The 24,949-nt window shown below is 69.2% G+C and carries 21 protein-coding genes; 14 read left to right on the top strand and 7 right to left on the bottom strand.

Annotation, left to right across the window (positions count from 1 at the left end; all coding sequences use genetic code 11):
• Positions 1-196: 196 nt before the first annotated feature.
• From HF999_RS04405 to HF999_RS04390, 4 genes are all read left to right on the top strand, one after another.
• The gene (locus HF999_RS04405) at positions 197-751 is read left to right on the top strand and encodes a PadR family transcriptional regulator (RefSeq protein ID WP_168544698.1); all 555 of its coding nucleotides are present in this window, start codon (positions 197-199) and stop codon (positions 749-751) included.
• On the top strand, positions 744-1,841 hold the full coding sequence (locus HF999_RS04400; RefSeq protein WP_168544697.1) for an inositol-3-phosphate synthase: 1,098 nt from the start codon (positions 744-746) through the stop codon (positions 1,839-1,841). The genes HF999_RS04405 and HF999_RS04400 overlap by 8 nt, the downstream gene beginning before the upstream one ends.
• Positions 1,842-1,976: 135 nt before the next feature.
• Positions 1,977-2,759 (top strand): DUF1542 domain-containing protein, encoded by a 783-nt coding sequence (locus HF999_RS04395; RefSeq protein WP_168544696.1) that lies wholly within the window; start codon positions 1,977-1,979, stop codon positions 2,757-2,759.
• 28 nt (positions 2,760-2,787) lie between these two features.
• Positions 2,788-3,876, top strand: coding sequence for a DUF475 domain-containing protein (locus HF999_RS04390; protein ID WP_168544695.1), 1,089 nt, complete (start codon positions 2,788-2,790; stop codon positions 3,874-3,876).
• Positions 3,877-3,964: 88 nt separating this feature from the next.
• On the opposite strand, the gene HF999_RS04385 is transcribed toward HF999_RS04390, so the two are convergent.
• Positions 3,965-5,965, bottom strand: a complete 2,001-nt coding sequence (locus HF999_RS04385) for an OPT family oligopeptide transporter (protein ID WP_168544694.1) — start codon at positions 5,963-5,965, stop codon at positions 3,965-3,967.
• A 124-nt stretch (positions 5,966-6,089) separates the two neighbouring features.
• On the opposite strand from HF999_RS04385, the gene HF999_RS04380 reads away from it, so the two are divergent.
• From HF999_RS04380 to HF999_RS04355, 6 genes are all read left to right on the top strand, one after another.
• The gene (locus HF999_RS04380) at positions 6,090-6,968 is read left to right on the top strand and encodes an LLM class flavin-dependent oxidoreductase (protein ID WP_168544693.1); all 879 of its coding nucleotides are present in this window, start codon (positions 6,090-6,092) and stop codon (positions 6,966-6,968) included.
• A 225-nt stretch (positions 6,969-7,193) separates the two neighbouring features.
• The gene (locus tag HF999_RS04375; RefSeq protein ID WP_168544692.1) at positions 7,194-9,260 is read left to right on the top strand and encodes a PhoX family protein; all 2,067 of its coding nucleotides are present in this window, start codon (positions 7,194-7,196) and stop codon (positions 9,258-9,260) included.
• A gap of 92 nt (positions 9,261-9,352) precedes the next feature.
• Complete coding sequence (locus HF999_RS04370; protein WP_168544691.1) at positions 9,353-9,838, top strand: MarR family winged helix-turn-helix transcriptional regulator; 486 nt, start codon at positions 9,353-9,355, stop codon at positions 9,836-9,838.
• Positions 9,839-9,934: 96 nt separating this feature from the next.
• Entirely contained in the window at positions 9,935-11,206 is a 1,272-nt protein-coding gene (locus HF999_RS04365) for an MFS transporter (protein ID WP_168544690.1), read from the top strand.
• 84 nt (positions 11,207-11,290) lie between these two features.
• On the top strand, positions 11,291-11,974 hold the full coding sequence (locus HF999_RS04360; protein ID WP_168544689.1) for an SDR family oxidoreductase: 684 nt from the start codon (positions 11,291-11,293) through the stop codon (positions 11,972-11,974).
• 42 nt (positions 11,975-12,016) lie between these two features.
• Entirely contained in the window at positions 12,017-12,655 is a 639-nt protein-coding gene (locus HF999_RS04355) for an O-methyltransferase (RefSeq protein ID WP_168544688.1), read from the top strand.
• Here the strand turns inward: HF999_RS04355 and HF999_RS04350 are convergent, their stop codons facing one another.
• A complete protein-coding gene (locus HF999_RS04350; protein WP_168544687.1) occupies positions 12,656-13,837 on the bottom strand; it encodes a winged helix DNA-binding domain-containing protein in 1,182 nt (393 codons plus the stop codon).
• Positions 13,838-13,955: 118 nt separating this feature from the next.
• On the opposite strand from HF999_RS04350, the gene HF999_RS04345 reads away from it, so the two are divergent.
• A complete protein-coding gene (locus tag HF999_RS04345; RefSeq protein ID WP_168544686.1) occupies positions 13,956-15,575 on the top strand; it encodes an HNH endonuclease signature motif containing protein in 1,620 nt (539 codons plus the stop codon).
• 16 nt (positions 15,576-15,591) lie between these two features.
• On the opposite strand, the gene HF999_RS04340 is transcribed toward HF999_RS04345, so the two are convergent.
• Genes HF999_RS04340 through HF999_RS04325 form a run of 4 tightly spaced genes read right to left on the bottom strand, consistent with a single transcriptional unit; the run spans position 15,592 to position 20,915 of the window.
• Positions 15,592-16,230 (bottom strand): maleylpyruvate isomerase family mycothiol-dependent enzyme, encoded by a 639-nt coding sequence (locus tag HF999_RS04340; RefSeq protein ID WP_246207208.1) that lies wholly within the window; start codon positions 16,228-16,230, stop codon positions 15,592-15,594.
• Complete coding sequence (locus HF999_RS04335; protein ID WP_168544685.1) at positions 16,227-17,264, bottom strand: hypothetical protein; 1,038 nt, start codon at positions 17,262-17,264, stop codon at positions 16,227-16,229. The genes HF999_RS04340 and HF999_RS04335 overlap by 4 nt, the downstream gene beginning before the upstream one ends.
• A gap of 15 nt (positions 17,265-17,279) precedes the next feature.
• The gene (gene leuS, locus HF999_RS04330; protein WP_168544684.1) at positions 17,280-20,129 is read right to left on the bottom strand and encodes a leucine--tRNA ligase; all 2,850 of its coding nucleotides are present in this window, start codon (positions 20,127-20,129) and stop codon (positions 17,280-17,282) included.
• 30 nt (positions 20,130-20,159) lie between these two features.
• A complete protein-coding gene (locus HF999_RS04325; protein ID WP_168544683.1) occupies positions 20,160-20,915 on the bottom strand; it encodes a hypothetical protein in 756 nt (251 codons plus the stop codon).
• Positions 20,916-21,003: 88 nt separating this feature from the next.
• Between HF999_RS04325 and HF999_RS04320 the strand changes: the two genes are divergently transcribed.
• The 3 genes from HF999_RS04320 (at position 21,004) to HF999_RS04310 (ending at position 23,638) form a co-directional block, all read left to right on the top strand.
• Positions 21,004-21,474, top strand: coding sequence for an SdpI family protein (locus tag HF999_RS04320; RefSeq protein WP_168544682.1), 471 nt, complete (start codon positions 21,004-21,006; stop codon positions 21,472-21,474).
• A 4-nt stretch (positions 21,475-21,478) separates the two neighbouring features.
• Positions 21,479-22,468 carry a bile acid:sodium symporter family protein gene (locus HF999_RS04315; RefSeq protein ID WP_168544681.1) on the top strand — a complete coding sequence of 330 codons (990 nt, stop codon included), beginning with the start codon at positions 21,479-21,481 and terminating at the stop codon, positions 22,466-22,468.
• A gap of 90 nt (positions 22,469-22,558) precedes the next feature.
• Positions 22,559-23,638, top strand: a complete 1,080-nt coding sequence (locus HF999_RS04310; protein WP_168544680.1) for an endonuclease NucS domain-containing protein — start codon at positions 22,559-22,561, stop codon at positions 23,636-23,638.
• Between the two features lie 16 nt (positions 23,639-23,654).
• Here the strand turns inward: HF999_RS04310 and HF999_RS04305 are convergent, their stop codons facing one another.
• Positions 23,655-24,932, bottom strand: coding sequence for a hypothetical protein (locus tag HF999_RS04305; RefSeq protein WP_168544679.1), 1,278 nt, complete (start codon positions 24,930-24,932; stop codon positions 23,655-23,657).
• Positions 24,933-24,949 lie beyond the last annotated feature (17 nt).

Genomic DNA, 24,949 nt, shown 5'->3' with positions numbered 1-24,949 from the left:
GGGCATTCCGCCCCGACCGATCCGCCCCGGTCCGAAGCCCTCGTAACGGACGCGACGCCGACGGCCGTTCACCGTGCGTTCATCGCTGAGGTATCGTCCTATATATCGGCGCGATACAACTGCCGATCGATTGATGAGATAGATCCACTCGCGTCGGCCGCACGGGCTCGGCGTCGTGCCCGGAGAGGAGGCGGCAGTGCTCGAACTCGCAGTACTCGGTCTGCTGCACGAATCCCCCATGCACGGCTACGAGATCCGCAAGCGGCTGACGGAACTGCTGGGTCCGTTCCGCGCGTTCTCCTACGGTTCGCTGTACCCCGCCCTGCGCCGCGCGCAGGACGCCGGTTACATCGCCGAGGAGGACGGACCGGGCCCGTCGAAGCGCCGCGCGCGCCGTGTCTACGGTCTGACCCCGGCGGGCAAGGAGCGGTTCTCCGCCCTCGTCGCCGACACCGGACCGCAGAACTTCACGGACGACGGGTTCGGCGTGCATCTCGCCTTCTTCACCGCCACCCCCGCCCAGGCCCGGCTCCGCATCCTCGAGGGTCGACGCCGGCAGGTCGAGGAGCGGCGAGAGGAACTCCGTCGGGCCCTCGCGGCCGGGGGCTCGAGCGAGACGTACACGCGGCAGTTGCACGAGCTGGGACTGGAAACGACGGAGCGTGAGGTGCGGTGGCTCAACGAGTTGATCGCCGCCGAATCCCGCTCCGACGACCGACTGACACCGACTGAAGGGAAGAACGGTGACTGACAACTCCACCAAGGTCCGCGTTGCGATCGTCGGCGTGGGCAACTGCGCCAGCTCGCTCGTGCAGGGCGTCCACTACTACAAGGATGTGGCCGACGACGCCACTGTCCCGGGCCTGATGCACGTGAAGTTCGGCCCGTACCACGTCCGCGACGTCGAATTCGTCGCCGCGTTCGACGTGGACGGCAAGAAGGTCGGCTTCGACCTCGCCGAGGCGATCAACGCCTCCGAGAACAACACCATCAAGATCGCCGACGTGCCGCCGACCGGCGTCACCGTGCAGCGCGGCCACACCCTCGACGGCCTGGGCAAGTACTACCGCCTGACCATCGAGGAGGCGCCGGGCGAGGGTGTCGACGTCGTCCAGCAGCTCAAGGACAACGAGGTCGACGTGCTGGTCTCGTACCTGCCCGTGGGCTCCGAGGAGGCCGACAAGTTCTACGCGCAGTGCGCCATCGACGCGGGCGTGGCCTTCGTCAACGCGCTGCCCGTGTTCATCGCCTCCGACCCGGTCTGGGCTGCGAAGTTCCGCGACGCCGGTGTCCCGATCGTCGGCGACGACATCAAGAGCCAGGTCGGTGCCACCATCACCCACCGCGTGATGGCGAAGCTGTTCGAGGACCGCGGCGTCACACTGGACCGCACGTACCAGCTCAACGTCGGCGGCAACATGGACTTCAAGAACATGCTCGAGCGCGACCGCCTCGAGTCGAAGAAGGTCTCCAAGACGCAGGCCGTCACGAGCAACCTCAACGGCCCGCTCGCCGGCAAGGTGCACGACAAGAACGTGCACATCGGCCCGTCGGACTACGTCGAGTGGCTCGACGACCGCAAGTGGGCGTACGTCCGCCTCGAGGGCCGCGCCTTCGGCGATGTGCCGCTGAACCTGGAGTACAAGCTCGAGGTCTGGGACTCGCCCAACTCGGCCGGCATCATCATCGACGCCGTGCGCGCCGCGAAGATCGCCAAGGACCGCGGCATCGGCGGCCCCGTGATCCCCGCCTCGGCGTACCTCATGAAGTCCCCGCCGGAGCAGATCGCCGACGACATCGCGCGTAAGCAGCTCGAGGAGTTCATCATCGGCGCGGAGTAGTCCGCGCGACATCCGGACCGGAGGGCCCGTCACCCGCGTGGGTGACGGGCCCTCCGTCGTTCACCGTCGGCGAAAAGTCCGAATCTTCAGACAGCTGTAAGCCGCGCGACGTCCGGTCTCGGTAACGTCGACCGCATGAAGACCCTGCTCGTCATCGTCGTGATCGTGGTGATCGCGCTCGTCGTCGCGAACGTCGTGCGCAATCGTGGTGCCCGGGCGACCGCCCTGTCGGACGCCCAGGCCGACGCCCGGGCGACGATCGACCGGCTCGCCGGGCAGGTGAACAACCTCGTCGGGTCGAACGACGCGGCACGGCAGGCCCTCGCCGACGCGGGCGAGCGGTACACCGCAGCCGGCGCCCAGGTGGGCGGCGCGAACACCCCGGCACAGGCGCGGCTGGCGAAGCAGACCGCGCTCGAGGGCCTCTACTACGCGCGGGCAGCCCGCGTCGCGATGGACTTGGACCCCGGCCCGCCGATCCCCGAGCTCGACGGTCAGCGCTCCGCCGGCTCGGTCTCCGAGGACCGTTCGGTGGACGTCGACGGCCGCACGCTCGAGGCGTCCCCGGCACCGTCGGACCGCACCCCGAACTACTACCCCGGCGGCGTCGTCGCAGGTCGCCCGGTGCCCGCGGGCTGGTACAGCGAGCCCTGGTGGAAGCCCGCTCTCGTGGCCGGCGCCTGGGGCGTGGGCAGCTACCTGCTGTTCAGTTCGATGTTCGCCGGGATGGCCGGGATCGGGCCGGCCGTCCTCGCTGATCCCGGGGTCGACGGTGCCTTCGACTCGGGATCCTTCGACGCCGGGGACACCGGCGACGGCGGCGGTTGGGACACCGGCGGCGACTTCGGCGGAAGCGGCTTCGGCGGTGGAGATTTCGGCGGAGGCGACTTCGGTGGCGGAGACTTCGGCGGCTTCTAGGACCGCGTTGCCGGTATAGTTCGCCGGCGTGTTCCGCATCTTCGGACTGTCCTTCGCAATCACGATCGCCGCGCTCGTGGCGGCGTTCCTCTACGGCGGCCCGGAAGCGTTGATCCTGACGCTGATCCTCGGCGTCCTCGAGATCAGCCTGTCGTTCGACAACGCTGTCATCAACGCGACCGTGCTGCAGCGGATGAGCCGCTTCTGGGTGCGGATGTTCCTCACCGTCGGCATCCTCATCGCCGTCGTCGGCATGCGGTTGCTGTTCCCGCTCGCGATCGTGTGGATCACCGCGGGCCTCAACCCGAAGGACGCGCTCGACCTGGCGCTGAACCCGCCGCCCGACGGTGCCGCGTACTTCCCGGACGGCCGCGCGAGCTACGAGACTCTGATCACCGCAGCGCACCCGCAGATCGCTGCGTTCGGCGGCATGTTCCTGCTGATGCTCTTCCTCGACTTCATCTTCGACCCGGATCGCGAGGTGACCTGGCTCAGTTGGATCGAGAAGCCGCTGCAGCGGATCGGCCAGCTCGATCGCCTCTCGATCGTCGTGGCCCTGGGCGCACTGCTCGCGACCGGCGTCTGGGCGGCCCACACCGTCGAGGAATCGCGCACCGTCTTCCTCGCGGGTCTCCTCGGCCTCGTCACCTACATGGTGGTGAACGGCCTCGGCGACTTCTTCCACGTCGAGGAGCTCGAGGAGGAAACGGAACGCGCACGATCCGGCCCGTCGGAGCTGGCGAAGGCGACCGGTAAGGCCGCCTTCTTCCTGTTCCTCTACCTCGAGGTCCTCGACGCCTCCTTCTCGTTCGACGGCGTGATCGGCGCGTTCGCCATCACCGCCGACCCGATCATCATCGCCCTGGGCCTCGGCTTCATCGGCGCGATGTTCGTCCGGTCGCTCACCGTGTACCTGGTGGAGAAGGGAACACTGTCCGAGTACGTGTACCTCGAACACGGTGCGCACTGGGCCATCGGCGCGCTGGCCGCCATCCTGCTGTACTCGATCCACAGCCCGGTGCCGGAGCTGGTCACCGGGCTGATCGGCGTCGTCCTCATCGCCGCCGCCCTCGTCTCCAGCATCGCCCGGAACCGGCGCTCGGCGCAGCCTGCCTGAGGGGGCTGCGCCACCGGAGGTGACTCCACCACCGGCGACGACCCGATGAGCACCCGGTCCGGGCGCAGCGCGTCCGCTGCCGCGGGCCCTACGCGGGTGCTGCGGCCAACTTCTTGGTCCGGAGGTACAGCGCCGCCGTGATCCCGGCGAACACCACCACGCCCAGCGCCTCGCCCCAGTGCAGGAAGCCCTCACCGATGAAGGGCAGCGCCAGCGGCTCGTCCTTGTTCGTCGCGACCACGATCGCCGCGTAGACCACACCGAACAGCGACTCACCGACGATCAGGCCCGTCGCGAGCAGCGTGCCGAGCCGCTTACGGCCCTCCGCGGCATCGCCGGCCCCGTCGGCCCAGCGGTTGTAGAAGTGGCCCAGGATCGCGCCCACGGGAATCATCAGCGTGACGCTCATGGGGAGGTACATGCCCATGCCGACGGCCAGCGGGGGGAGGCGGAACTTCGATGTGCGGCTGAGGACCTCATCGATCACGATCACGACGAGACCGATCAGCGCCCCGAGGCCGATGAGCCCCCAGTCCAGGTCTCCGCCGAACACGCCCTTGGAGAGATCGGCGAGGAGAGAGGCCTGCGGCGCCGCGAGGGCGGTCTTCTCGTTGGCGCCGGGGGCGCCCGAGAACCCGAATCCGCTCTGCAGCAGATCCAGGACCGGCGGGATGATCGCGGAACCGAATGCGACGCCGATCACCAAGGCCACCTGCTGCTTCCACGGGGTGGCCCCCACCAGCTGGCCGGTCTTGAGGTCCTGCAGATTGTCGTTGGAGATCGTGGCGATGCTGAACACGATGGCGGCGGTGAACAGCGTGAACGCCACCAGCCCGTCGGCGGTGGTGCCCTCGGCGGGTCCGTACACGGCGCGGATCAGCAGCGCCGAGGCAAGCACCACCAGAATTCCGACGCCGGACACCGGGCTGTTGGACGCACCGATCAGGCCGGCCATGTACCCGCACACCGACGCCACGACCAAGCCGAGTACGAGGATGAACAGGATGCTGGTCAGGATGATGCCGCCCGAGCCCCCACTGAGTGGGTTGCTGTCCGAACCCGCCTTCGGTTCCGTCGTGAACCGCCACAGCAGGATGCCGATCGGGATCATCGACAGCAGAACGATGCCCGCGACATAGGGGAAGGGCATGTCGCGCTCGGAGATGTCCACGATCTGGCCGTCGCGGCGCTTGCGCGAGCTGGCGATCGAATCGGCGATGCCCTTGAGGACCGGGCCGAGGATCTTGATCAGCGTCCAGACCGCGGCGATGGCGATCGCGCCAGCGCCGATCAGCCGGATGTCGTGCTTGAAGGTGGCGTTGATGACCTTGGTGATGTCCGCGACACCCGTGAGATCGCCGGAGGTCCAGATGGGAAGAAGCACGAAGTACGAGATGACGAGGCCGACGATCATGGCGATGCCCACGGTCAGGCCCACGAGGTGTCCGACGCCGATCAAGGCGAACGACAGGCCGGGCGTGAACACCGTCCCGCCTCCGCCGACGCGCAGCGTGACGGACAGGCCCTCGGCGACGACCTTCATCTTCGCGAGCAGTACGTACGCCGCGGATGCCACCGAGCCGATCAGGATCAGCCGCAGGCCGCGCTTGTTCTCCTGGGCGCCCTCCGTGGTGTCACCCACTTTGAGCACCTCCGCCGCGGCCACGCCCTCCGGGAACGGGAGGTCCGATCCCGTGACGAGCGCCCGACGCAGCGGGATCGAGTACATGACACCGAGCACGCCGCCGACGAGGCAGACGAGCATCGTGGTCCAGTACGGGAACCCGGCCCACCAGCCGATCATCACGAGGCCGGGCAGGATGAACACGATCGCCGAGAGCGTTCCGGCCGCCGAGGCGATCGTCTGCACGATGTTGTTCTCGACGATGGAGTGGTTCGCGAAGTACCGCAGCAGGGCCATCGAGATCACCGCGGCGGGGATCGAGGTGGCGAAGGTCAGGCCGACCTTGAGGCCGAGGTACGCGTTGGCCGCGGTGAAGACGAGCGTGATGAGGCCGCCGAGGATGACGGCCCTGGTGGTGAACTCTCGGACACCGGATTGCGGCGCCGTTGAAACCGGGGAGGACATGTGGTGATCCCTTCGAAAGAACCGGTGGTCTGATGAACCAATGAGAGAACCTTAGGTCCAAGGACGCGATCGCACGATCAGAACGCAACACCTCGTTCCGCGGCGGCCGTCGTAGGGTGGGTGGATGCGATTCGGCGTGGTGATCCTTCCGCAGTACCCGTGGCCCGAAGCGCGCCGCCGGTGGCGCAAGGCCGAGGAGCTCGGCTTCGATCACGCCTGGACCTACGACCATCTGTCGTGGCGCACACTCGCCGACCAGCCCTGGGGTGCCACGGTCCCGCTCCTGACTGCGGCCGCGACCGCGACGGAACGCATCCGCCTCGGCACGTTCGTCACCTCGCCCAATTTCCGGCATCCCGTGCCCTTCGCGAAGGATCTCGCGAGCGTCGACGAGATCGCCTCCGGTCGGATGCTGTTGGGAATCGGCTCCGGCGGCACGGGTTTCGACGCCTTCGTCCTCGGGCAGCCCGAGCTCACCCCCCGCGAGCGACACGAGCGGTTCGTCGAATTCACGCGCGATCTCGACGTGCTGCTGCGGTTCGAGCAGGGCGGGCCCATCTCCTTCGACGGTCCGCGCTACCGCGCCGTGGACGCGCGCATGGTCGGGGCGCCGGCCCAGTCCCCGCGCATGCCCTTCGTGCTCGCCGCGAACGGCCCGAAGGGCCTGCGGATCGTGGCCGAGCAGGGGCAGGGCTGGGTCACCACCGGGCCCGACGGTGACGGTGGTGACGCCTGGTGGTCCCGCGTCGCGGAGCTCTCCCAGCGCCTCGACGACGCCCTCGACGGTGCCGGACGCGCCCGCGGGAGCATCGACCGCTACCTGTCGATCGACTCGGGCGGCACCTATTCGCTGAGCTCCCCCGAGGCCGCCGACGATGCCGTGGGCCGCGCCGCCGAGCTGGGCTTCACCGACGTCATCCTGCATTGGCCGCGCGACGGTGAGCCGTACCTCGGCACCGAAGCGGCTCTCGACGCCTTCGCCGACCGCCACCTGCGGGGCTGACCGACTTGAGCCACCCGTTCCGTTCTGTCCCCACCGGAACGCCGGGCGAATCGGTGGGGACGCACCGGAACGGGGGGCGCCGGTCGAAGTAGCGACAGTTCCATTGCGAGCGCTCTCCCAGGCGTTTACCTGAGCTTTGCCGGCTCATCACGTGTCGGTTCTACATTGGCGACGACCAGCCACGAGCTCAGCCCGAGCCGCCCAGTTCAGCCACAGGGAGAACCCATGCGCCTGCCCAACCTGCGCCTGCTCACCGATCACGACGGTAAGTCCGCGCGCTCGCACACGACCTGCAAGTACAAGTGCGGTAACCAGTGCTTCCGCGAGCACGACAACCAGTCCGAGGGCGAGTACTTCGGCGACATCACCCGCCGCACCGTGCTGCGCGGCGCCGGCGTCGCGGCGATCGGCGCGGGCGCGGTCACCGTCCTCGCGGCGTGCGGCGACTCGGGTTCCACGGGCGCGGGCACGTCGTCGAGCGCGGCGGCGGGCAACGCCGCACCGTCGGAGAACGTGAACGCCCCCGGCCTGAACTTCAACGCCATCACCCCGAACAAGGCCGACGCCGTGACGGTGCCCGAGGGCTACGAGCAGGCGGTGGTGATCCGCTGGGGCGACCCGGTGCTGCCGGGCGCTCCGCAGTTCGACTTCGACAACCAGACCCCCGAGGCGCAGGCGCAGCAGTTCGGCTTCAACAACGACTTCACCGATCTCATTGCGGTGGAGGGCAAGCCGGATACCTTCCTCATGGTGTGCAACCAGGAGTACACGACCGGCACGTCGATGTTCAAGGGGTACAAGGAGGGTGACCCCACCGAGAACCAGGTGCGCATCGAGATGGCCGCGCACGGCATCTCGGTGGTCGAGGTCAAGGGCGAGCCGGGCTCGGGCAAGCTGACTCCGGTTCTCGGCGAGTACAACCGGCGCATCACGGCGTCGACGCCCTTCGAGCTCCGGGGCCCCGCGGCCGGCACCTTCTTCACGCGGACGGCCGCCGATCCGACCGGCACCCGCGTGCTGGGCACCATCGCCAACTGCTCCGGCGGCATCACGCCGTGGGGCACCATGATCTCCGGCGAGGAGAACTACACCAATTACTTCTCCGGCACCGACACACCGCCGCTGGACGGCCTCAAGGAGGGCTGGAAGCGGTACGGGGTGGGCAAGGACGAGGACGCCCACCACTGGATGAAGTACGAGGACCGGTTCGACCTGTCCAAGGAGCCCAACGAGATCAACCGCTTCGGCTATCTCGTCGAGGTGAACCCGCACGACCCCACGTCCACGCCGATCAAGCACTCGGCGCTGGGGCGGATGAAGCGCGAGGGCGGCAACATCTACGTCACCCCCGCGGGCGATGTCGTCACCTACTGCGGCGACGACTCGAAGTTCGAGTACATCTACAAGTTCGTCAGCTCGCGGAAGGTCCAGCCGGGCAAGGGCGCCGCCGCGATGGAGGCGAACATGCGCATCCTCGACGAGGGCACTCTGTACGTCGCGAAGTTCGAGGGCCGGAAGGTCGAGAACGGCAAGGTCCCGGACGGCGGCTACCAGGGCACGGGGAAGTGGATCCCGTTGCTCACCACCAAGGCCGACGGCAGCGCCGAGTCGCACGTCGACGGCATGCCGGCGGAGAACGTCGCGCTGTGGACCCGCGTGGCGGGCGACAAGGTGGGCGCCACCAAGATGGACCGCCCCGAGGACATCGAGCCGAACCCCAGGACCGGCAAGATCTACTGCGCGCTGACCAACAACAGCGACCGCGGCGCCGAGGGCAAGGCCGGCATCGACACGCCGAACCCGCGCGTGAAGAACAAGAGCGGTCAGCTCCTCGAGATCACCGACGACCACACGGGCACCACCTTCTCCTGGGACCTGCTGCTGGTCTGCGGTGATCCGGCCGCGGCCGACACCTACTACGGCGGCTTCGACAAGAGCAAGGTGTCGCGGATCAGCTGCCCCGACAACGTCACCTTCGACTCGCACGGCAACCTGTGGATCTCCACGGACGGCACCAACGCCACCTTCGACAGCAACGACGGCCTGTTCGGCGTCGTCCTCGAGGGCAAGGACCGCGGCCTGACCAAGCAGTTCCTGACGGTGCCCTTCGGCGCCGAGACCTGCGGCCCCGTCGTGCGCGACAACCGCGTGCTCGTCGCCGTGCAGCACCCGGGCGAGACCGACGACGCCACCGCCGACAAGCCCACCTCGCACTGGCCCGACGGCGGCGGCTCGCAGCCCCGCCCCTCCGTGGTCGCGGTCTGGAAGAAGAGCGGCGCCATCGGCTCCTAGTTCCGCTGCGCACCACCGGTTCTCCGGCCCGACGGTGCCGGTCCTCCCGCGGGGGGACCGGCATCGTCACAAATGTGCCTAATATCGACATCATGACTCCCGCGCCCGAAGCCTCCGACGCGCCGTCGACTCCGGCCTCCGACGCCGCGCACATCGACCTCGCCTCGCGCCTGCGGCCTCCGCTGTTGCAGCTGCACTTCCTGGTGCGCCGCAACACCCCGGGGCCGGACCTGACACCGGCGCAGCAGGCCGCGCTGCAGAGCCTAGCCCGGCTCGGCCCCGTACGCATGGGCGAACTGGCCCGCTACCTGCGGATCCGCCTACCCTCGGCGACCAGCGCCGTCGACGGATTGGAGCGCCTGGGTCTGGCCGAGCGCAGCCCCGATCCCGACGACGGCCGGGCCGTCGTGGTCCAGCTCTCCGAGCACGGCACCGAGCTGACCAACGAGTTGATCGCTGCGCGCAACATGCGGCTCGCCGGTCACCTGGGCGAGCTCACGGAGGCCGAGCGCCGCAGCCTGGATGCGGCCGTGCCCGCGCTGAACCGCCTGATGGAGCTCTACCGGGACGCGGTCTGAGCCGGCGTTACTACGGACTCCTGACGAATCGGTCACACCGCCTTGTGCTCCGCACGGCGATATAGTTAGAGTTTCGTAGTATCGAAAGGAGCTGCGATGCCGACCACCGCCGAACGTACTGAGGCCGATCACGGGCACCCGAGCCTGCGCGACACCCTCTCCCATCAGCCCAAGGCGGTGTGGGTCACGGCGTTCGCCGCGGTCATCGCGTTCATGGGGATCGGCCTCGTCGATCCGATCCTGGTGTCGATCGCGGAATCGCTGCACGCGACGCCCAGCCAGACGACGCTGCTGTTCTCGTCCTACCTCGGCGTGCAGGTCGTGGCGATGCTGTTCATCGGCTGGTTCACCTCGATGTTCGGCGCGAAGCGCACCGTGATCGCGGGCCTGCTGCTCATCGTCGTCGCGGCAGCGGCCTGCGCCCTCGCGAACTCCATCGGCGTGCTGGTGGCCTGGCGTGCGGTCTGGGGCCTGGGCAATGCGCTGTTCATCGCCACCGCGCTCGCCGTGATCGTCGCCGCCGCCACCGGCGGCCAGCAGGGCGCGATCCTGCTCTACGAGGCGGCGCTGGGCGTCGGCCTGGCCGTCGGTCCGCTGCTGGGCGCCGTCCTCGGTGGCATCTCGTGGCGCGGACCGTTCGCCGGCACCGCGATCCTCATGCTGATCGGCGCCGTCCTGTGCGCCACCATGCTTCGCTCCGACGCCGCCGAAGCCAAGGAGAAGCGCCAGCGCGAGGGCACCGTATCGCCCCTGGCCCCCCTCAAGGCCCTGCGCCAGCGCGGACTGTTCCTCACCGGCCTCGGATCGGCCTTCTACACCGCCGCCTTCTTCACCATCCTCGCCTGGTCGCCCTTCGTCCTGCACCGCAGCGCGTACTTCGTGGGCGCCGTGTTCGTCGGCTGGGGCCTGCTGGTGGCCGTGAGCGGCGTGTGGCTCGCCCCCAAGGTGGCGGCCGCCTTCGGCGAGCGGGCGGGTTCGATCGTCGCGGTCATCGTCTACGGCGCGCTGCTCGTGGTCGCCGGCGTGGGCCATGAGAACGTCGCCGTCGTGGTCATCGTCGTGGTGCTCTCCGGCATCCCGTCGGGCGTGCTGAACACCCTGTTCACCGGCACCGCGATGTCGATCGCCGACGCGCCGCGCCCGGTGGCCAGCGCCGGCTACAACTTCCTGCGCTGGGCCGGCGGCGCGCTCGCCGCGACCTTCGTGGCGCACTTCGCGAACTGGTTCGGCAGCCCGGCCGCGCCCTTCTACATCGGCGCCGGCGCTTGCATCGTCGCCGCGGTGATCCTCACCCAGGTCCGCGGACCGAGGGCCGATTCGCGCACCGTCCCGGCCGAGGCCGCCCTGCTGGGGGACGCCGAATTCTGATCGTCACCATGACGAAAACCCCGGCTGATTCCCAGGATTCGGCCGGGGTTCTCGTCCTGGAGCCGGTTCGTCTACGGTGAGACGATGACCGACGACGCCCGTCCCCTCGCCCTCGTCACCGGCGCGTCCCGCGGGCTCGGCTCGCACATCGCGCGCGGGCTCGGCCCCTCGCATCGCCTCCTGCTCGGCGGCCGGCCCTCCCCCGCGCTCGACTCCCTCGTCGCCGAGTTCGACGGTGCCGCACCCTTTCCGGCGGATCTCACCGATCATGGCGCCGTCCGGGAGCTCACCGCCCCGATCGATCGCCTCGACGTGCTGGTGCACAACGCCGGCGTGGGCCGGATCGGCACCATCGAGGAGACCACGGCCGCCGACTGGCGGGAGATGTTCGAGATCAATCTGCTCGCGGTCGTCGAGCTCACCCGCGCGCTGTTGCCCGCCCTCCGCGCCGCGGGCGGGCACGTCGTCCTGATCAACTCCGGCGCCGGAAAGCGCGCCAACCCGGGCTGGTCCGCCTACGCGGCCAGCAAGTTCGGGCTCACCTCGTTCGCCGAGGCGCTGCGCGCAGAGGAGCCCGCGCTGCGGGTGACCAGTGTGTTCCCGGGGCGGATCGACACGGAGATGCAGCAGGGCATCTTCGCCGCCGAGGGCCGGGAGTACGCCACCGACGGCCTGCTCCGCCCGGAGACCGTCGCCCGCGCCGTGCTCCACGCGATCGAGACCCCGGACGACGCGCACCCCACCGAGATCGTGCTGCGGCCCCGCTGAACCCCGTGGCCGGCGGGTGTCGATCGGCGTAGGGTCGAGCCCGTGAACAGCGCGTCGTGGGCGGAGACGGACGACTACCTCGAGCGGACGGTGGCCGTCGACGCGGCCGAGTTCGAGCCGATCCGTGCCGCGCAGGCAGCGGGCGGCCTCCCGGACATCGCCGTCTCCGCGACGCAGGGCAAGTTCCTCTACCTGCTCGCGACCATCGCCCGAGCCGACCGGATCCTCGAGATCGGTACCCTCGGCGGCTACAGCACCGCCTGGCTGGCCCGGGCGGTCGGACCATCGGGGTCGGTCGTCACGCTGGAGTTCTCGCCCGAGCACGCCGCGGTCGCCCGAGCCAGCCTCGACAAGGCCGGGCTGGGCGAGCGCGTCGACATCAGGATCGGTGCGGCGCTCGACACCCTGCCCTTCCTCGACGGCCCCTTCGGCCTCGTCTTCATCGACGCCGACAAGGCGAACAACCGTGCCTACCTGGATTGGGCGCTGCGGCTGAGCGTTCCGGGCACCGTCATCGTGCTCGACAACGTGGTGCGCCGCCTACAGGACGAGGGGCCGGACGCCGACGGCATCCGCGGCGCCCTCGAACGCCTGGGCACCGACCCGCGGCTGGACGCCACCGCGCTGCAGACAGTCGGCATCAAGGGCTGGGACGGCCTCGCGATCGCCGTCGTCCGCTGATCAGGACCCCCACGCGGGCAAGATGATCGGAGACTTGTACAGGGAGTTCACGCGCTCCCCGGCCAGCCACTCCTGCAGCCGAGCGGCCTCCACGTCGAGGGCCCTCCGTGCGGCGCGGGGCGTGCCGGGCGCGAGCACCGGCACCACGGCGCCGTCGTCCTCCTGGGTGTAGGCCCCGACGATCCGGCCGTCCCACCACGCCGTGGTGCCGGCGTTCCCGACGCTGTCGTAGATCGCGGCGGCGAAGCCGGGTTCGAGGTAGAAGGCGCGCTCCTTCCAGCCCATCGGCGTGGGGTCGAGCGCAGGCAGGAGTGCGGCCCACGGCTCCGCGGGCGCCACGGGTTCGACATCGTCGGGCAGTACCCACCCGGTGGCCCCGCGCTCCAACTCCACCTCGACCGCGCCGATCTCGGCGAGCGCCCCGCGGATCGCCGTCTTGGTGGCGCCGAACCACCACACCACGTCGGCCTCCGTGACCGGGCCGAAGGCACGCAGGTACTCGCGTACCAGAATCGCGTAGGCCTCGCCCGGATCGGTCCGCGCGACGGGCGACCCGAGCCACTCATCTGCGCGGGCCCACAGGTTCCGGTTCACCCGCCAATGGCTCTCGTTGTGGGCGCGCACCAGCTCCCCGGCCGCGCCGAGCCAGGTGAGAACCCGCGGGGCGAGGTGCATTTCGCCGCCGTACGGCTTGCCCTCCGAGATCATCACCTTGCCGTTGAGCTCGGGCAGCTGCTCGCGCAGCCGCACGGCGCTGAGTTCACGGCCGCCGAGGGCGTCGAGCACCGCGGAGCGCGCCTGCGCCAGCCAGGCCTCGCCGTCGTCGGCGATACCGCCCCGGACCGCGTCCTTCGCGATCTTCGCGTGCTCCCGGGCAGCGACCCGGGCCGACGGGCCGCTCAGCGCCGGGCCGTGCAGCTCGCGCGGGAAGACGAACATGGTGCGGCGCATGGCGAGCTGCTTGACGAGCGAGCGCTCCTCCCACAGCTCGCGCTCGTACTCCTCGCGCACGAAGCCGTGCATCCGCGCGAGGACCGACAGGTACGGGGTGGCCGGCTCTGTGGCATGGAGAACGCCGACGGTGCGGACTGCGTCGAGCACTGTGCCGACGCGGTGCTGCGGCGCGAGCGCCTGGCGCTGCGCCATGCGGGCACGCCGCTCCGCGTCATCGATCAGGCGCATCGGGCGCTCCCCTCTTCTGGAACGTCCAGGCTAGAGCATGGGATGGGAATACCTGTTCCCATTCATGGCACTTCGTCGAATTTCGAGGTATCCTGGAGGGAGCGGAAGGAGGCACCGCATGATCGAACGAAGCACTGCACCTGAGTATCTCGATGCCCTCACCGCATTCGAACACGCCGCCGAACGATTGGCCGCGGCGAACCCCGTCATGCTCTCCTCCCAGCAGGTTCTCGACGCACTGCATCGGCTCGAGCGCGCGGCGCGGAGGGTGCCCAGCAGTCAGCACTGGCTCACCGAGGTAGGCATCGAGCAGGGCCTGCCGCCGCAGCTCGGGTACACCAGCGCGCAGGAGATGCTGATGGATCAGCTGCATCTGGCCGGCGGGGAGGCGCGGGACCGCGTTCGCGGCGCCCGGTCGCGCGCACCGCGGCAGGAACGCGGGTACGCGCCCGAACCCCGGCTCCCCCTGCTCGCGGCCGCACAACGCGAGGGGCTCCTCTCCGAGCGGCACGCCGTCGCCGTCGAGCGGGCTCTCGACAAGTGCTCGCGAAAGCTCGCCGATCCCGCGATGCACGATCTGGAGGACATGCTGGTCACCGCCGCCATCGGCGGATGCACGCCGGACGACATCGCGAAGCTCGGCAATCGGGCCTACGAGCTCCTCGATCCCGACGGTGCCGAGCCCTCCGCGGAGGACGTCTCCCGCGCCCGGGAGGTGACCGTCGGGAAGCAGGGCGATGACCTGATGTCCGGCCTCGCCGGGGCGCTGTCCCCCGAGGCGCGGGCACTGATGGACGTGGTGTTGGAGAAGTTGGCCCGGCCCGGCGTGAACAACCCGGACGATGCGGATGCGCCGATCGACATGGACGACGCCGACGCCGTAGCTGCTGCCGCGAAGCGAGATCGGCGCACCACCGCGCAGCGCAATCACGATGCCCTCACCCAGGCCTTGCGGGCGGCGATCAGCTCGGGTCTGCTCGGGCAGCACCGCGGGCTCCCCTGCGTTCCGATCATCACCCTCGATATCGACCGACTCGAATCCGAGACCGGCATCGCGACCACCGCCACCGGGGGCCGGCTGCCCGTGGAGGATGCTCTCCGGATGATGGGCGCCAACCCCCGATACGTCCTGCTGCTCGATGTCGCGGGGCGGCCGCTGTACCTGGGCCGCGAGAGGCGACTCGCCTCGGCGGACCAGCGGATCGCGCTCTACGGTTCCGAGAAGGGCTGCAGCGCACCGCGATGCGATGCGCCGGCCACGCGATGCCAGGTGCACCACATCACCGAGTGGCGGGACGGCGGTCGCACCGACATCGACGTGCTCACCCTGGCCTGCGACGCGCACCACGGCAAGGTGGTACCCAGCGCGGACGAGGCCCGGCGCGGCTTCGAGACCGTCACCCTGCCGAAGGACGACGAATACGCCGGCCGCACCGCCTGGCGGCGCACCGCGGACCCCACCGGCGACTACCGCGTCAACCACACGCACCACACCCAGGAGCTCTACCGACTGGCGCAGGAGCATCACCGGCAGCGCCACCAGCAGTACGCCGACGCCTGGCGTGCCCAGGACCTCCGGGCGCAGTACGAGGACCTCGTCGGGAGCATCCACGACGACATCGCCGCGATGCTCGACGGGCCACACGGCCCTCCGCTCCTCGAGGACCTACTGTCCGAACACGACGCCGCGAACCATTGGCGCGAGGATCCGCCGTGGCCCGCGCACGCGGCGGCATGACCTTCGCGCGGCACCGTCAGGCGAGCGCGCTGAGGTTGCGCGCCAGGCGGTCCCGGCCCGGACCCTGCAGTTCGTCCAGAACGACGGTGCGCCCGCCCATCGCGAGGAGGATCGCCTCGCCGGTCCCCCGCACCTCGGGTCCACGGCCGAAGGTCCACCCGAGGTCGTCCGCGACCAGGCGTACTCCCCTACCGCGGATCGCGCCGCGCAGCGGCGGGGCGTAGGTGGCGAAGTTCAGCGCCGGCCGGATCCGCTCCGCGGGGATGGTCCGAGGCAGGTTCAGCGGCCTGCGGATGTCCTGCTGGTGGATCATGCAGTCCGTGAGGCAGATTCGGCTGCCGAAGCCCGCGGCCAGGCCGCGGGGGCGGAGGTGGCCCCGGTACGCGTCGATGAGGTAGTCGGTCGACGCCTCGGACAGCTCCGCAACCCTGCGCCGATTGGACCGCGGACCGGGGTCCGCGCGGCCGGTCACCATCCGCGTGAGCAGTTCCGGGCCGGACAGCAGGTCGTAGCCGATGTGGTGCGCCACGACCTCGCGGACCGTCCACTCGCCGCAGAGGCTCTGCGCGCTCCACTGGTCCGCCGCGAGGGACTCGATGAGCGCGAGCATGCTGCGCCGTTCCTCGATCGCCAGATCGACGACGGATCCGATCATCGGCTCCCCTCCTCCGCATGCCACAGGTCGTCGTCCCGATCCTTGACGAACACGCGTCCTTCGGGCTCGACTTCGACGACATCGGTGAGCCAGTAGGTGTCCCCCGGCGCCCAGCCCGCGATGACCGAGTGCACGCCGGGCTCCACCTCGATGGCCGTGCCGCTCGCCGCGAGGTAGGCGCCGACCTGCAGGTGCACCGCGTCGTACTCCCGCGCCACCGAGGCCCAGTCCGGCATCGCCCAGCGGGTGCCGGCCAGACCTGTGGTGCGGAACCAGTCGTGGCGCTTGGACGCGGTCACCTCCATCGGGTGCTCGCGGCAGAGGCCGGCCCACACCGCCGCCGAGTCGATCTCGAGCACTCTGCCGGTGCCACCGACGCGGTGCACCGTCGCCCGAGTCTCGCCGAAGCCGTCCTCCACCAGGTACAGGCCGGTGGGCACGCCGCGCTGGGCGCCACAGGTCGCTGTCAGCTCGAAGCCCGGCGGCGTAGACGGCCACCACGCACTGATGTTCGCGCGCGGGTCGGGATCCCACTCGGCTGCGGCTCCCGATTCCAGGCGCCGCGTGTCCTCAGCCCACCGCGGGAGCGCCTCAGCGGCGGCAGGCCGGATCAGGTCGTCGCGCCACCCCTCCATGCGCACCTGGAACTGCTCCGCAGCAATCGGATCGGTCCACCACCGTGCGACCCGCGCATTCGACACCATTGCCGCGATGCGTTCGATCTCGGCCGCCACCTCTGGACGTCCTGCAATCAACTCGTCGTCGGAGGGCTCCTGCCAATACATGGCTCCGTCCACCGTCGTCGACAGTGCCCGCTGAAGCGAGTTCGCGTCCAGTTGAACAAGGCTGCTCAGCCGCTCCGACAACAGGCCGAGTCGGGGATCCGACTCCACAGCCTGCCAACCGGTGCGATCGTGCAGCAACCGCAACGCAAACAACGCATCGAACACCGGCATGCTCGCCGAGGACGCGAGTTCCAGACACAGCGCCCGCCCACGGGGGCCGGCCATGAGCTGCTCGGCGAGCGTCTGCACGGCCGGACTCCCCTGCTACGGAACGATGTTGACGAGCTTGCCGGAGACGACGATCACCTTGCGGGGGGCACCGTCGAGGAGCTCCGCGATCTTGGGGTCCGCCAACGCTGCAGCCTCGAGGGCCTCGTCGGAGGCGTCAGCGCCCACGGTGATCCGGGCGCGGACCTTCCCCTTCACCTGCACCGGCACCTCGATCGTGTCCTGCACCAGCCACTGATCCTCGGCACGCGGGAACGGGCCGTGCGCGAGCGACTCGGTGTGGCCCAACCGGTTCCACAGCTCCTCCGCGATGTGCGGGGCGACGGGAGCGAGCATCAGAGCGAGCGGCTCGGCCAGGGCGCGCGGGGCGCCGCCCGGGTAGGCCTTCGTGAGGTGATTGGTCAGCTCGATCAGCTTCGCGATGGCGGTGTTGTCCCGCATCTCCGCGTAGTCCTCGCGGACCCCGGCGATCGTCCTGTGCAGCACACGCATCGACTCCTCCGACGGAGCCTCGTCGGTGACCCGCACGGCGCCGGTCTCCTCGTCGACCACCGCGCGCCACGCGCGCTGCAGGAAGCGCTGCGCACCCACCACGTCCTTGGTGGCCCAAGCGCGGTCCTGATCCAGTGGCCCCATGGACATCTCGTAGACCCGCAGGGTGTCGGCGCCGTAGTCGCGAGCGATGTCGTCCGGTGCGACCGAGTTCTTCAGGGACTTGCCCATCTTGCCGTACTCACGGTTGACCTCCTGCTCGCCCAGGAAGTACTTGCCGTCGCGCTCGACGACCTCGTCGGCCTGGACGTACACGCCGCGGGAATCCGTGTAGGCGAAGGCCTGGATCATGCCCTGGTTGAACAGCTTCCGGTAGGGCTCACGCGAGGTCACGTAGCCCAGATCGAAGAGCACCTTGTGCCAGAACCGCGCGTACAGCAGGTGCAGCACCGCGTGCTCCACGCCGCCCACGTAGAGGTCCACGCCGCCGGGATCACCCGCGCCATTGGCCTCGGGCCGCGGGCCCATCCAGTACGCCTCGTTCTCCTTGGCGCAGAAGGTCTCCGTGTTCGTCGGATCGACGTAGCGCAGCTGGTACCACGAGCTGCCCGCCCACTGCGGCATCACATTGGCATCGCGAGTGTAGTCCTTGAGCCCATCGCCCAGGTCCAGCTCGACGTGCAGCCAATCCGTGGCCTTCGCCAGCGGGGGAGAGGGCTGCGAATCGGAGTCCTCGGGGTCGAAGGCCACGGGCGCGTAGTCCTTGACCTCCGGAAGCAGAACCGCCAGTTGCGATTCCGGGAGGGCGTGCGGCGCACCGTCGGCGTCGAAGACGATGGGGAAGGGCTCGCCCCAGTACCGTTGGCGCGCGAACAGCCAGTCGCGCAGCTTGTACTGCACCGTGCCCTCGCCGGAGCCGGCCCGCTCCAGGTGGGCAATGACGGCGGCCTTGGCCTCGGCGATGGGAAGCCCGTTGATGTCCAGTTCGGCGTTGGCGGAGTTCACCACGGGGCCCTCGCCGGTGTACGCCTCGTCGGCGACACCGGCCTCGCTGCCGACCACCTCGACGATGGGCAGGCCGAACTTCGTGGCGAACTCGTGATCGCGCACGTCGTGGCCGGGGACGGCCATGATCGCGCCGGTGCCGTAGCCCATGAGCACGTAGTCGCCGATGAACACCGGAACCCGCTCGCGGTTCACCGGATTGACGGCCGTGGTGCCGAGGAAGACGCCCGTCTTCTCCTTGCCCTCCTGGCGCTCCAGATCGGACTTGGCGGCGATCGAGGCGCGATAGGCGGCGACGGCCTCGGCGGGGGAGGCGGCACCGCCGGTCCACCGCTCGTCGGTGCCGGCGGGCCACTGCGCGGCGATCAGCACGTCGACCAGCGGATGCTCGGGGGAGAGCACCATGTAGGTGGCGCCGAACAGGGTGTCCGGGCGGGTGGTGAAGACCTCGATCCGCTCACCGGCGGCGGTGAAGGCGACGCGCGCACCGCGGCTGCGGCCGATCCAGTTGCGCTGCATGGACTTGACCTTCTCGGGCCAGTCCAGCACCGCCAGGTCGTCGATCAGCCGATCCGAGTAGGCGGTGATCCGCATCATCCACTGCCGCAACTGCTTGCGGTACACCGGGAAGTTGCCGCGCTCGCTGCGGCCGTCCGCCGTGACCTCCTCGTTCGCGAGCACCGTGCCCAGGCCCGGGCACCAGTTCACCAGCGAATTGCTCTCGTAGACCAGGCGGTGATCGTCGAGGACGGCGCCGCGCTCGGGCACCGTCAGGCCCGACCACTCGCGACCGTCGGGCAGGGCACGGGCACCGGACGCGAACTCCGCCTCCAGATCCGCGATGGGCCGCGCGCGGTCCTGAGCGGCGTCGTACCAGGAGTTGTAGATCTGCAGGAAGATCCACTGCGTCCAGTGATAGAACTCCGGGTCGGTCGTCGACACCCGGCGGCGCTCGTCGTGGGCCAGGCCCAGGGTGGCGATCTGCTCCAGGTAGCGCTCGATGTTCTTCTCGGTGGTCACCCGCGGGTGCGTGCCGGTCTGCACGGCGTACTGCTCGGCGGGCAGGCCGAATGCGTCGAAGCCCATCGTGTGCAGCACGTTCGCGCCGTTCATCCGGTGGTACCGGCCGTAGACGTCCGTCGCGATGAAACCCAGCGGGTGCCCCACGTGCAGCCCCGCGCCCGACGGGTACGGGAACATGTCGAGCAGGAACAGCTTCTCGGCGGGCAGGGCCCCGTCGCCCCGCAGCGGCCCGACGGGGTTCGGGGCGTTGAACACGCCGGCCTCACGCCACTCGTCGCGCCACCGCTGCTCGATCGCGCCCGCGACCTCGGCCGTGTACCGATGGGCGGGGCCGGCCGAGGGAGTCTGTTCACCGTTCTGCGTCACCCCACCAGCCTAAATGCCCTGGGGCGGCACTCAGCCCTCGCCCCCGGGCAGGGCCGCCGAAAGCCGCAGGACAACGCTCTCGCCCTCGGCGACGCCCTGCTGCGGCGGCACCGCCAGCATCGCGCGGATCTCGTCGCCGGTGTAGACGCGGTCACCGGCGGTGAGCGCGTCTAGCGTGGAGAGCACCGTACTCGGACTGATCATGTAGCCGAAAGCCGTCATGTTCTCCGGCTTGGGCCCATCCACAAGGCCGATCTCGACGGAGGGCGCTCCGCGCGGCGGCTCGTAGAGCCGGTACAACAGCCGGTCGTATCCGATGACGCGACCCCGCGGCGTCACGACGTTCCCCTGTCCGAACACGAAGGCCCTGCGACCCCGCCACAGCACGAACACCATCACCGCCAAGCAGACGCCGAGCACCGACCCGAGCACCAGCATCAGCAGTCCGCCCTCCGGATCGGTCACCACCGTCGCCGCCATACCCGCCAGGAGGAGGCACAGCCCACTCAGCAGATAGGTGGCCCCGTTCTTCCACCATGCGGCCTGCTCGATCCGCACTCCGTCGGGCGACAACCGAACCGTTTCGCCCTGCCGGCCGCCGAGCTGAGGCACGATCAGCCCCGTAGTGAGCACCGCTATGCCGAGGAACGCGAGCCCGACGTCGAGCAACGGCGTGGCGACGAGGGCCAGCACCCCCAACGTCCCGAACAGCAGGACGCCGATCACCGGCCCCGCCGCGGCCCGCCATTCGTCTCGGTGATTGGTCCATACGAAGTCGAATCCCACACATGCCCCTCCCGACTCGCACTGCATCGTAACCGCGCCCCATACGACCGGTCGAGGGCTGATTTGCGCAGGTCTCTAGACTGGACGGGTGTTCGTGCTGGTTGTGATCCTCGCTCTGGCCGCGGTGGCGGCCGTCATCGTGGGCGGCGCCGGGCTCGCGGGCCGCCTCCCGGAGAACGGCATCGTCGGGGTCCGCACCGAGCAGACCCTCTCCGATCCGCTGCTGTGGCGCACCGCCAACCGCGTCGCCGGACCGGGCCTCGTGGCGGCCGGCGTCATCTTCGGTGCCGGCGCCCTGATCGGCGTCGCGATGGACGCCCCCTGGTCGTTCGTCGCGGTCGCGGTGGCCGTGGTCGCGGGCCTCTTCCTGGCCGGCTTCGGCGCCCTCCAGGGCGCCCGCGCGGCCTCGATCCAGGCGCGCCTGCAGATGCCCGAGGCCACGTGCTGCAGTGCCGACGACGCACCGTCGGACGACCCCTCCGCGGATTGCGGCGTGACCGGAGGCTGCGGCGCCTGTGCCCTCAAGGGCATGTGCGACCACGAGGCACGACCTGCGTAACGCGATGCGCAAGTTCCTCGACAAGCTGTCGATCGACGGCTTCATCCTCGCGATCCTCGCCGCCGTCGGCATCGCGGCGCTGTTCCCGGCGACCGGTCGCGCGGAACCGATCGTCGACGACGCGGTGACGGTGGCCATCGCGATCCTGTTCTTCCTGTACGGCGCGCGGATCCACCCGCGCGAGGCCCTCACCGGGCTGCGGCACTGGCGCCTGCACGCGGTGATCCTGAGCTTCACCTTCGTAGTGTTTCCGATCATCGGTGTGCTGCTGCGGTTCGCGCCGGACGCACTGCTGCGGCCCGAGCTGTACGCGGGCGTCCTGTTCCTCACGCTGCTGCCGTCGACGGTGCAGTCGTCGATCGCGTTCACGTCGATCGCGCGCGGCAACGTGCCCGGCGCGATCGTCAGCGCCTCGGTGTCGAACCTGCTCGGCGTCTTCGTGACGCCGCTGCTCGTGCTGGCCCTCATGGCCACCACCGGCCAGGTGAAGTTCCACAGCGGCTCGATCGTCGACCTGTGCCTGCAGCTACTGCTGCCCTTCCTGCTCGGCCAGCTGCTGCGGCCCTGGGTGGGCGGATTCGTCAAGAAGCACGCGGCGGCTCTGAAGTACGTCGATCGTGGATCGATCGTGCTGGTGGTCTACTCCGCGTTCTCGGCGGGTATGCGCGAGCACATCTGGAGCCAGGTCTCCTGGGTGGGCGTCACGCAGCTGATCGTGCTGTCCCTGGCGCTCGTGCTGCTCATGCTGTGGATGACGCGCGCCACCGCGGAGAAGCTCGGATTCGACCGCGCCGACATGATCGCGATCCAGTTCTGCGGCACCAAGAAGTCCATGGCCACGGGTCTGCCGATGGCCGCCGTACTCTTCGCCGGGCAGCCCGTGGGCCTGCTGGTGCTCCCGCTCATGATCTTCCATCAGGTCCAGCTGATGACGTGCGCGTGGCTGGCCGGTCGGTACGGGCGAGAATTGGAGCCGACGCCAGCCGCGGCCTGAGACGCGTGTCAACGCTCCCAATCCGCGTACGCTGCCCGAGAAGCAGTCGACGATCAAGGTGAGGTGAGGTCCGTGGGTACGAAGATCGCGATGTGGCGGATCGACGGCGAGCCGCGCCGCGTGCAACCGACGAAGTTGGCCCTCGAATCGCGTCTCGAGGACATCATCGAGACGCAGACCGACGTGCTCGGCCAACCCATCCTGTTGATCGGACGCCAGGTCCCCACGAGTTACGGGAAGTTCATCGACCTCCTCGGCGTCAATGCCGAAGGTGACGTGGTTGTCATCGAGCTCAAGCGAGACCGCACTCCCCGCGACGTCGTCGCGCAGATCCTCGACTACGCCTCCTGGGTCCAGGATCTGGAGAATCCCGAGGTCCGCGCGATATTCGACGACTACCGGCGGCGCACCGGCGGCGCCGCCTCCTTCGACGAGGCGTTCGCGGAGGTCTTCGGCGACGGTGCGCCCGACGACCTGAACTCTCGGCACCAGCTGATCGTGGTCGCGAGCGATATGGACGGTGCCACTGAAAGACTCGTTGGTTATCTTTCCGGCGGCTATCAGGTGCCTATCAACGTGCTTCTGCTCGACTACTTCGCCGATGGAGACCGCGAGTACCTCGCCCGTACCTGGCTGATCGACGATGCTGGCCTCACCGCAACGCGCAGCGGTGCGGCGTCGGCGGCGAAGAAACAGGCAGTGTGGAACGGTCACGACTGGTACGTGAGCTACGGGGAGGAGTCCGGCGGACGCAGCTGGGACGACGCCCGTACGTTCGGATTCGTCTCGGCAGGTGGGGGCGAATGGTTCTCCCGCACTCTGCGGCAACTACCCGTTGGCGCCCGAGTGTTCACCCACATCCCTAAGTCGGGGTACGTCGGCGTCGGCGAAGTACTCGCCGCGGCCGTTCCGTTCGAAGAAGCAACGGTCACCCAGGAAGGAAAGTCGATGCCACTGTCATCGCTTCCGCTGCGGGGCAACTACGTCTACCCGACGACTGACGACTCACAGGATCGGAGGGAATGGGTAGTTCCTGTGCGATGGACTCGAGCAGTGCCACGCGCCGAGGCTGTGTGGAAGCCCGGCTTCTTCGCGAACCAGAATTCCGCCTGCAAACTGCGAAACGAGTACACCATCGCCGAGGCCTCCAGCCACTTCGGCCTGGATTGAGCTACTGCGAATTCGGTCACGACGCGACGGCCGGCAAAACCACGACCGATCCATCCGTTGCTCCGACGATATCGATCGCCACATCGCGATGGGCACCCGCCGGGTCAGCCACCCGGTTGCCGAGCGCCCGCAATCGCTCGCCCGCCTCGAGGAGCTCATCGACCTGTCCCGCGCGGAAGACGATATCTCGGATCCCGTGGGAACGGTCGAGTCGAACCTGGGAGAGGGTACTCAGAACGCGGTACAGACCGGACTCCACTCGCTCCACATTCTTTTGGTCTAGCCGCAGTGTCCTGGTGAAGTTCTCGAAGAGGTTCCCCTCTTCCAACTGCGCGTGCTCGACCGCCTGAAGGAGAATCACGCGGCGCTTGAGAGCCAGAGCGAGGCCCGCCAGCTCAAGCTGGATCTGAAACTCTCCGGCTTCGTCATCGACACCCGGAAGCAGGTTGCGGAGCTGCCCTAGTTCGACCTTGCCTTCCGGCAGATCCGCCAGCGCCTTCTCCCAGGTGCCAAGCCTCCGGTCCGCGGTCGCCACGGCCGTGTCGATTGCGTGCGCCGCCGAGTCCAAGCCGAGCGATGCACCGATACGCCCCTCGTCCAGCAGAACTGCCGTGGCCTTATCGATCGCGCTGCGGCAGCCGTCGAGCTGATTGCGCTCACTCTCCAACCTGGCTCGGTCCGCCTTCTCAAGGAGCGCAGCGATCTTCTCCATCTGCTCCCGACGCTGCTGCTCGGCGTGCGCGCTCAAACCGGCTGCCACCGCCATCAGGACCAGGGGTGCCGCAATCGTCATCGCAGCGCCCGCACCCGCAGCCCCGGCGACTCCGCCTGCCAGGCCCGTCTTCCCCGCGACCGGCACGAAGGACGCATGGGCGGCGATGCCTGATTTCCCGACCATCGCGCTATGGATGCCTCCGGCCACCGACTTGGATGCCATCGGAACCACCCCGGCCCCGAGCCTTCCCGCAACCTTCGCCGGCACGACCATCCTGTAGAGCACCTCGCCGGAACCGCCTTTCGCGACGCGGGAAGCGCCAGCCACCAGCAGGGCTAGTTGCTGCGCGAGCGGGCTGGCCACGTCCAGCGGGATCCCGCGTGACCTATCCACCCCCTCCGGCGCGTGGTGCACCTCAAGGGTAGCGATGGGAGCATCTGCAAGGACGGCGAGCGCACTGCGAAGCTCTCGCAACCGTTCCGGCGTGATCCCGTCCACGTCGGCCGACACGGGCAGCGGCCCAACGTCGTCCGTCGCGAGCGTGTAGAGCGGGACAACCGTGTCTTGATCGTCACTCAAGGGATTCACCAGCCGTT

Origin of the sequence: Tsukamurella spumae (genome assembly GCF_012396015.1) — a bacterium.
Lineage (GTDB): Bacteria > Actinomycetota > Actinomycetes > Mycobacteriales > Mycobacteriaceae > Tsukamurella > Tsukamurella spumae.
This window is presented reverse-complemented; position numbering and strand designations above follow the sequence as displayed.

Excerpts from the sequence above, each read along its gene's own strand:
- HF999_RS04395 (WP_168544696.1), top strand. The coding sequence starts at position 1,977 with ATGAAGACCCTGCTCGTCATCGTCGTGATCGTGGTGATCGCGCTCGTC.
- HF999_RS04385 (WP_168544694.1), bottom strand. The coding sequence starts at position 5,965 with ATGTCCTCCCCGGTTTCAACGGCGCCGCAATCCGGTGTCCGAGAGTTC.
- HF999_RS04380 (WP_168544693.1), top strand. The coding sequence starts at position 6,090 with ATGCGATTCGGCGTGGTGATCCTTCCGCAGTACCCGTGGCCCGAAGCG.
- HF999_RS04375 (WP_168544692.1), top strand. The coding sequence starts at position 7,194 with ATGCGCCTGCCCAACCTGCGCCTGCTCACCGATCACGACGGTAAGTCC.
- HF999_RS04370 (WP_168544691.1), top strand. The coding sequence starts at position 9,353 with ATGACTCCCGCGCCCGAAGCCTCCGACGCGCCGTCGACTCCGGCCTCC.
- HF999_RS04365 (WP_168544690.1), top strand. The coding sequence starts at position 9,935 with ATGCCGACCACCGCCGAACGTACTGAGGCCGATCACGGGCACCCGAGC.
- HF999_RS04360 (WP_168544689.1), top strand. The coding sequence starts at position 11,291 with ATGACCGACGACGCCCGTCCCCTCGCCCTCGTCACCGGCGCGTCCCGC.
- HF999_RS04350 (WP_168544687.1), bottom strand. The coding sequence starts at position 13,837 with ATGCGCCTGATCGATGACGCGGAGCGGCGTGCCCGCATGGCGCAGCGC.
- HF999_RS04345 (WP_168544686.1), top strand. The coding sequence starts at position 13,956 with ATGATCGAACGAAGCACTGCACCTGAGTATCTCGATGCCCTCACCGCA.
- HF999_RS04340 (WP_246207208.1), bottom strand. The coding sequence starts at position 16,230 with ATGATCGGATCCGTCGTCGATCTGGCGATCGAGGAACGGCGCAGCATG.
- HF999_RS04315 (WP_168544681.1), top strand. The coding sequence starts at position 21,479 with ATGCGCAAGTTCCTCGACAAGCTGTCGATCGACGGCTTCATCCTCGCG.
- HF999_RS04310 (WP_168544680.1), top strand. The coding sequence starts at position 22,559 with ATGTGGCGGATCGACGGCGAGCCGCGCCGCGTGCAACCGACGAAGTTG.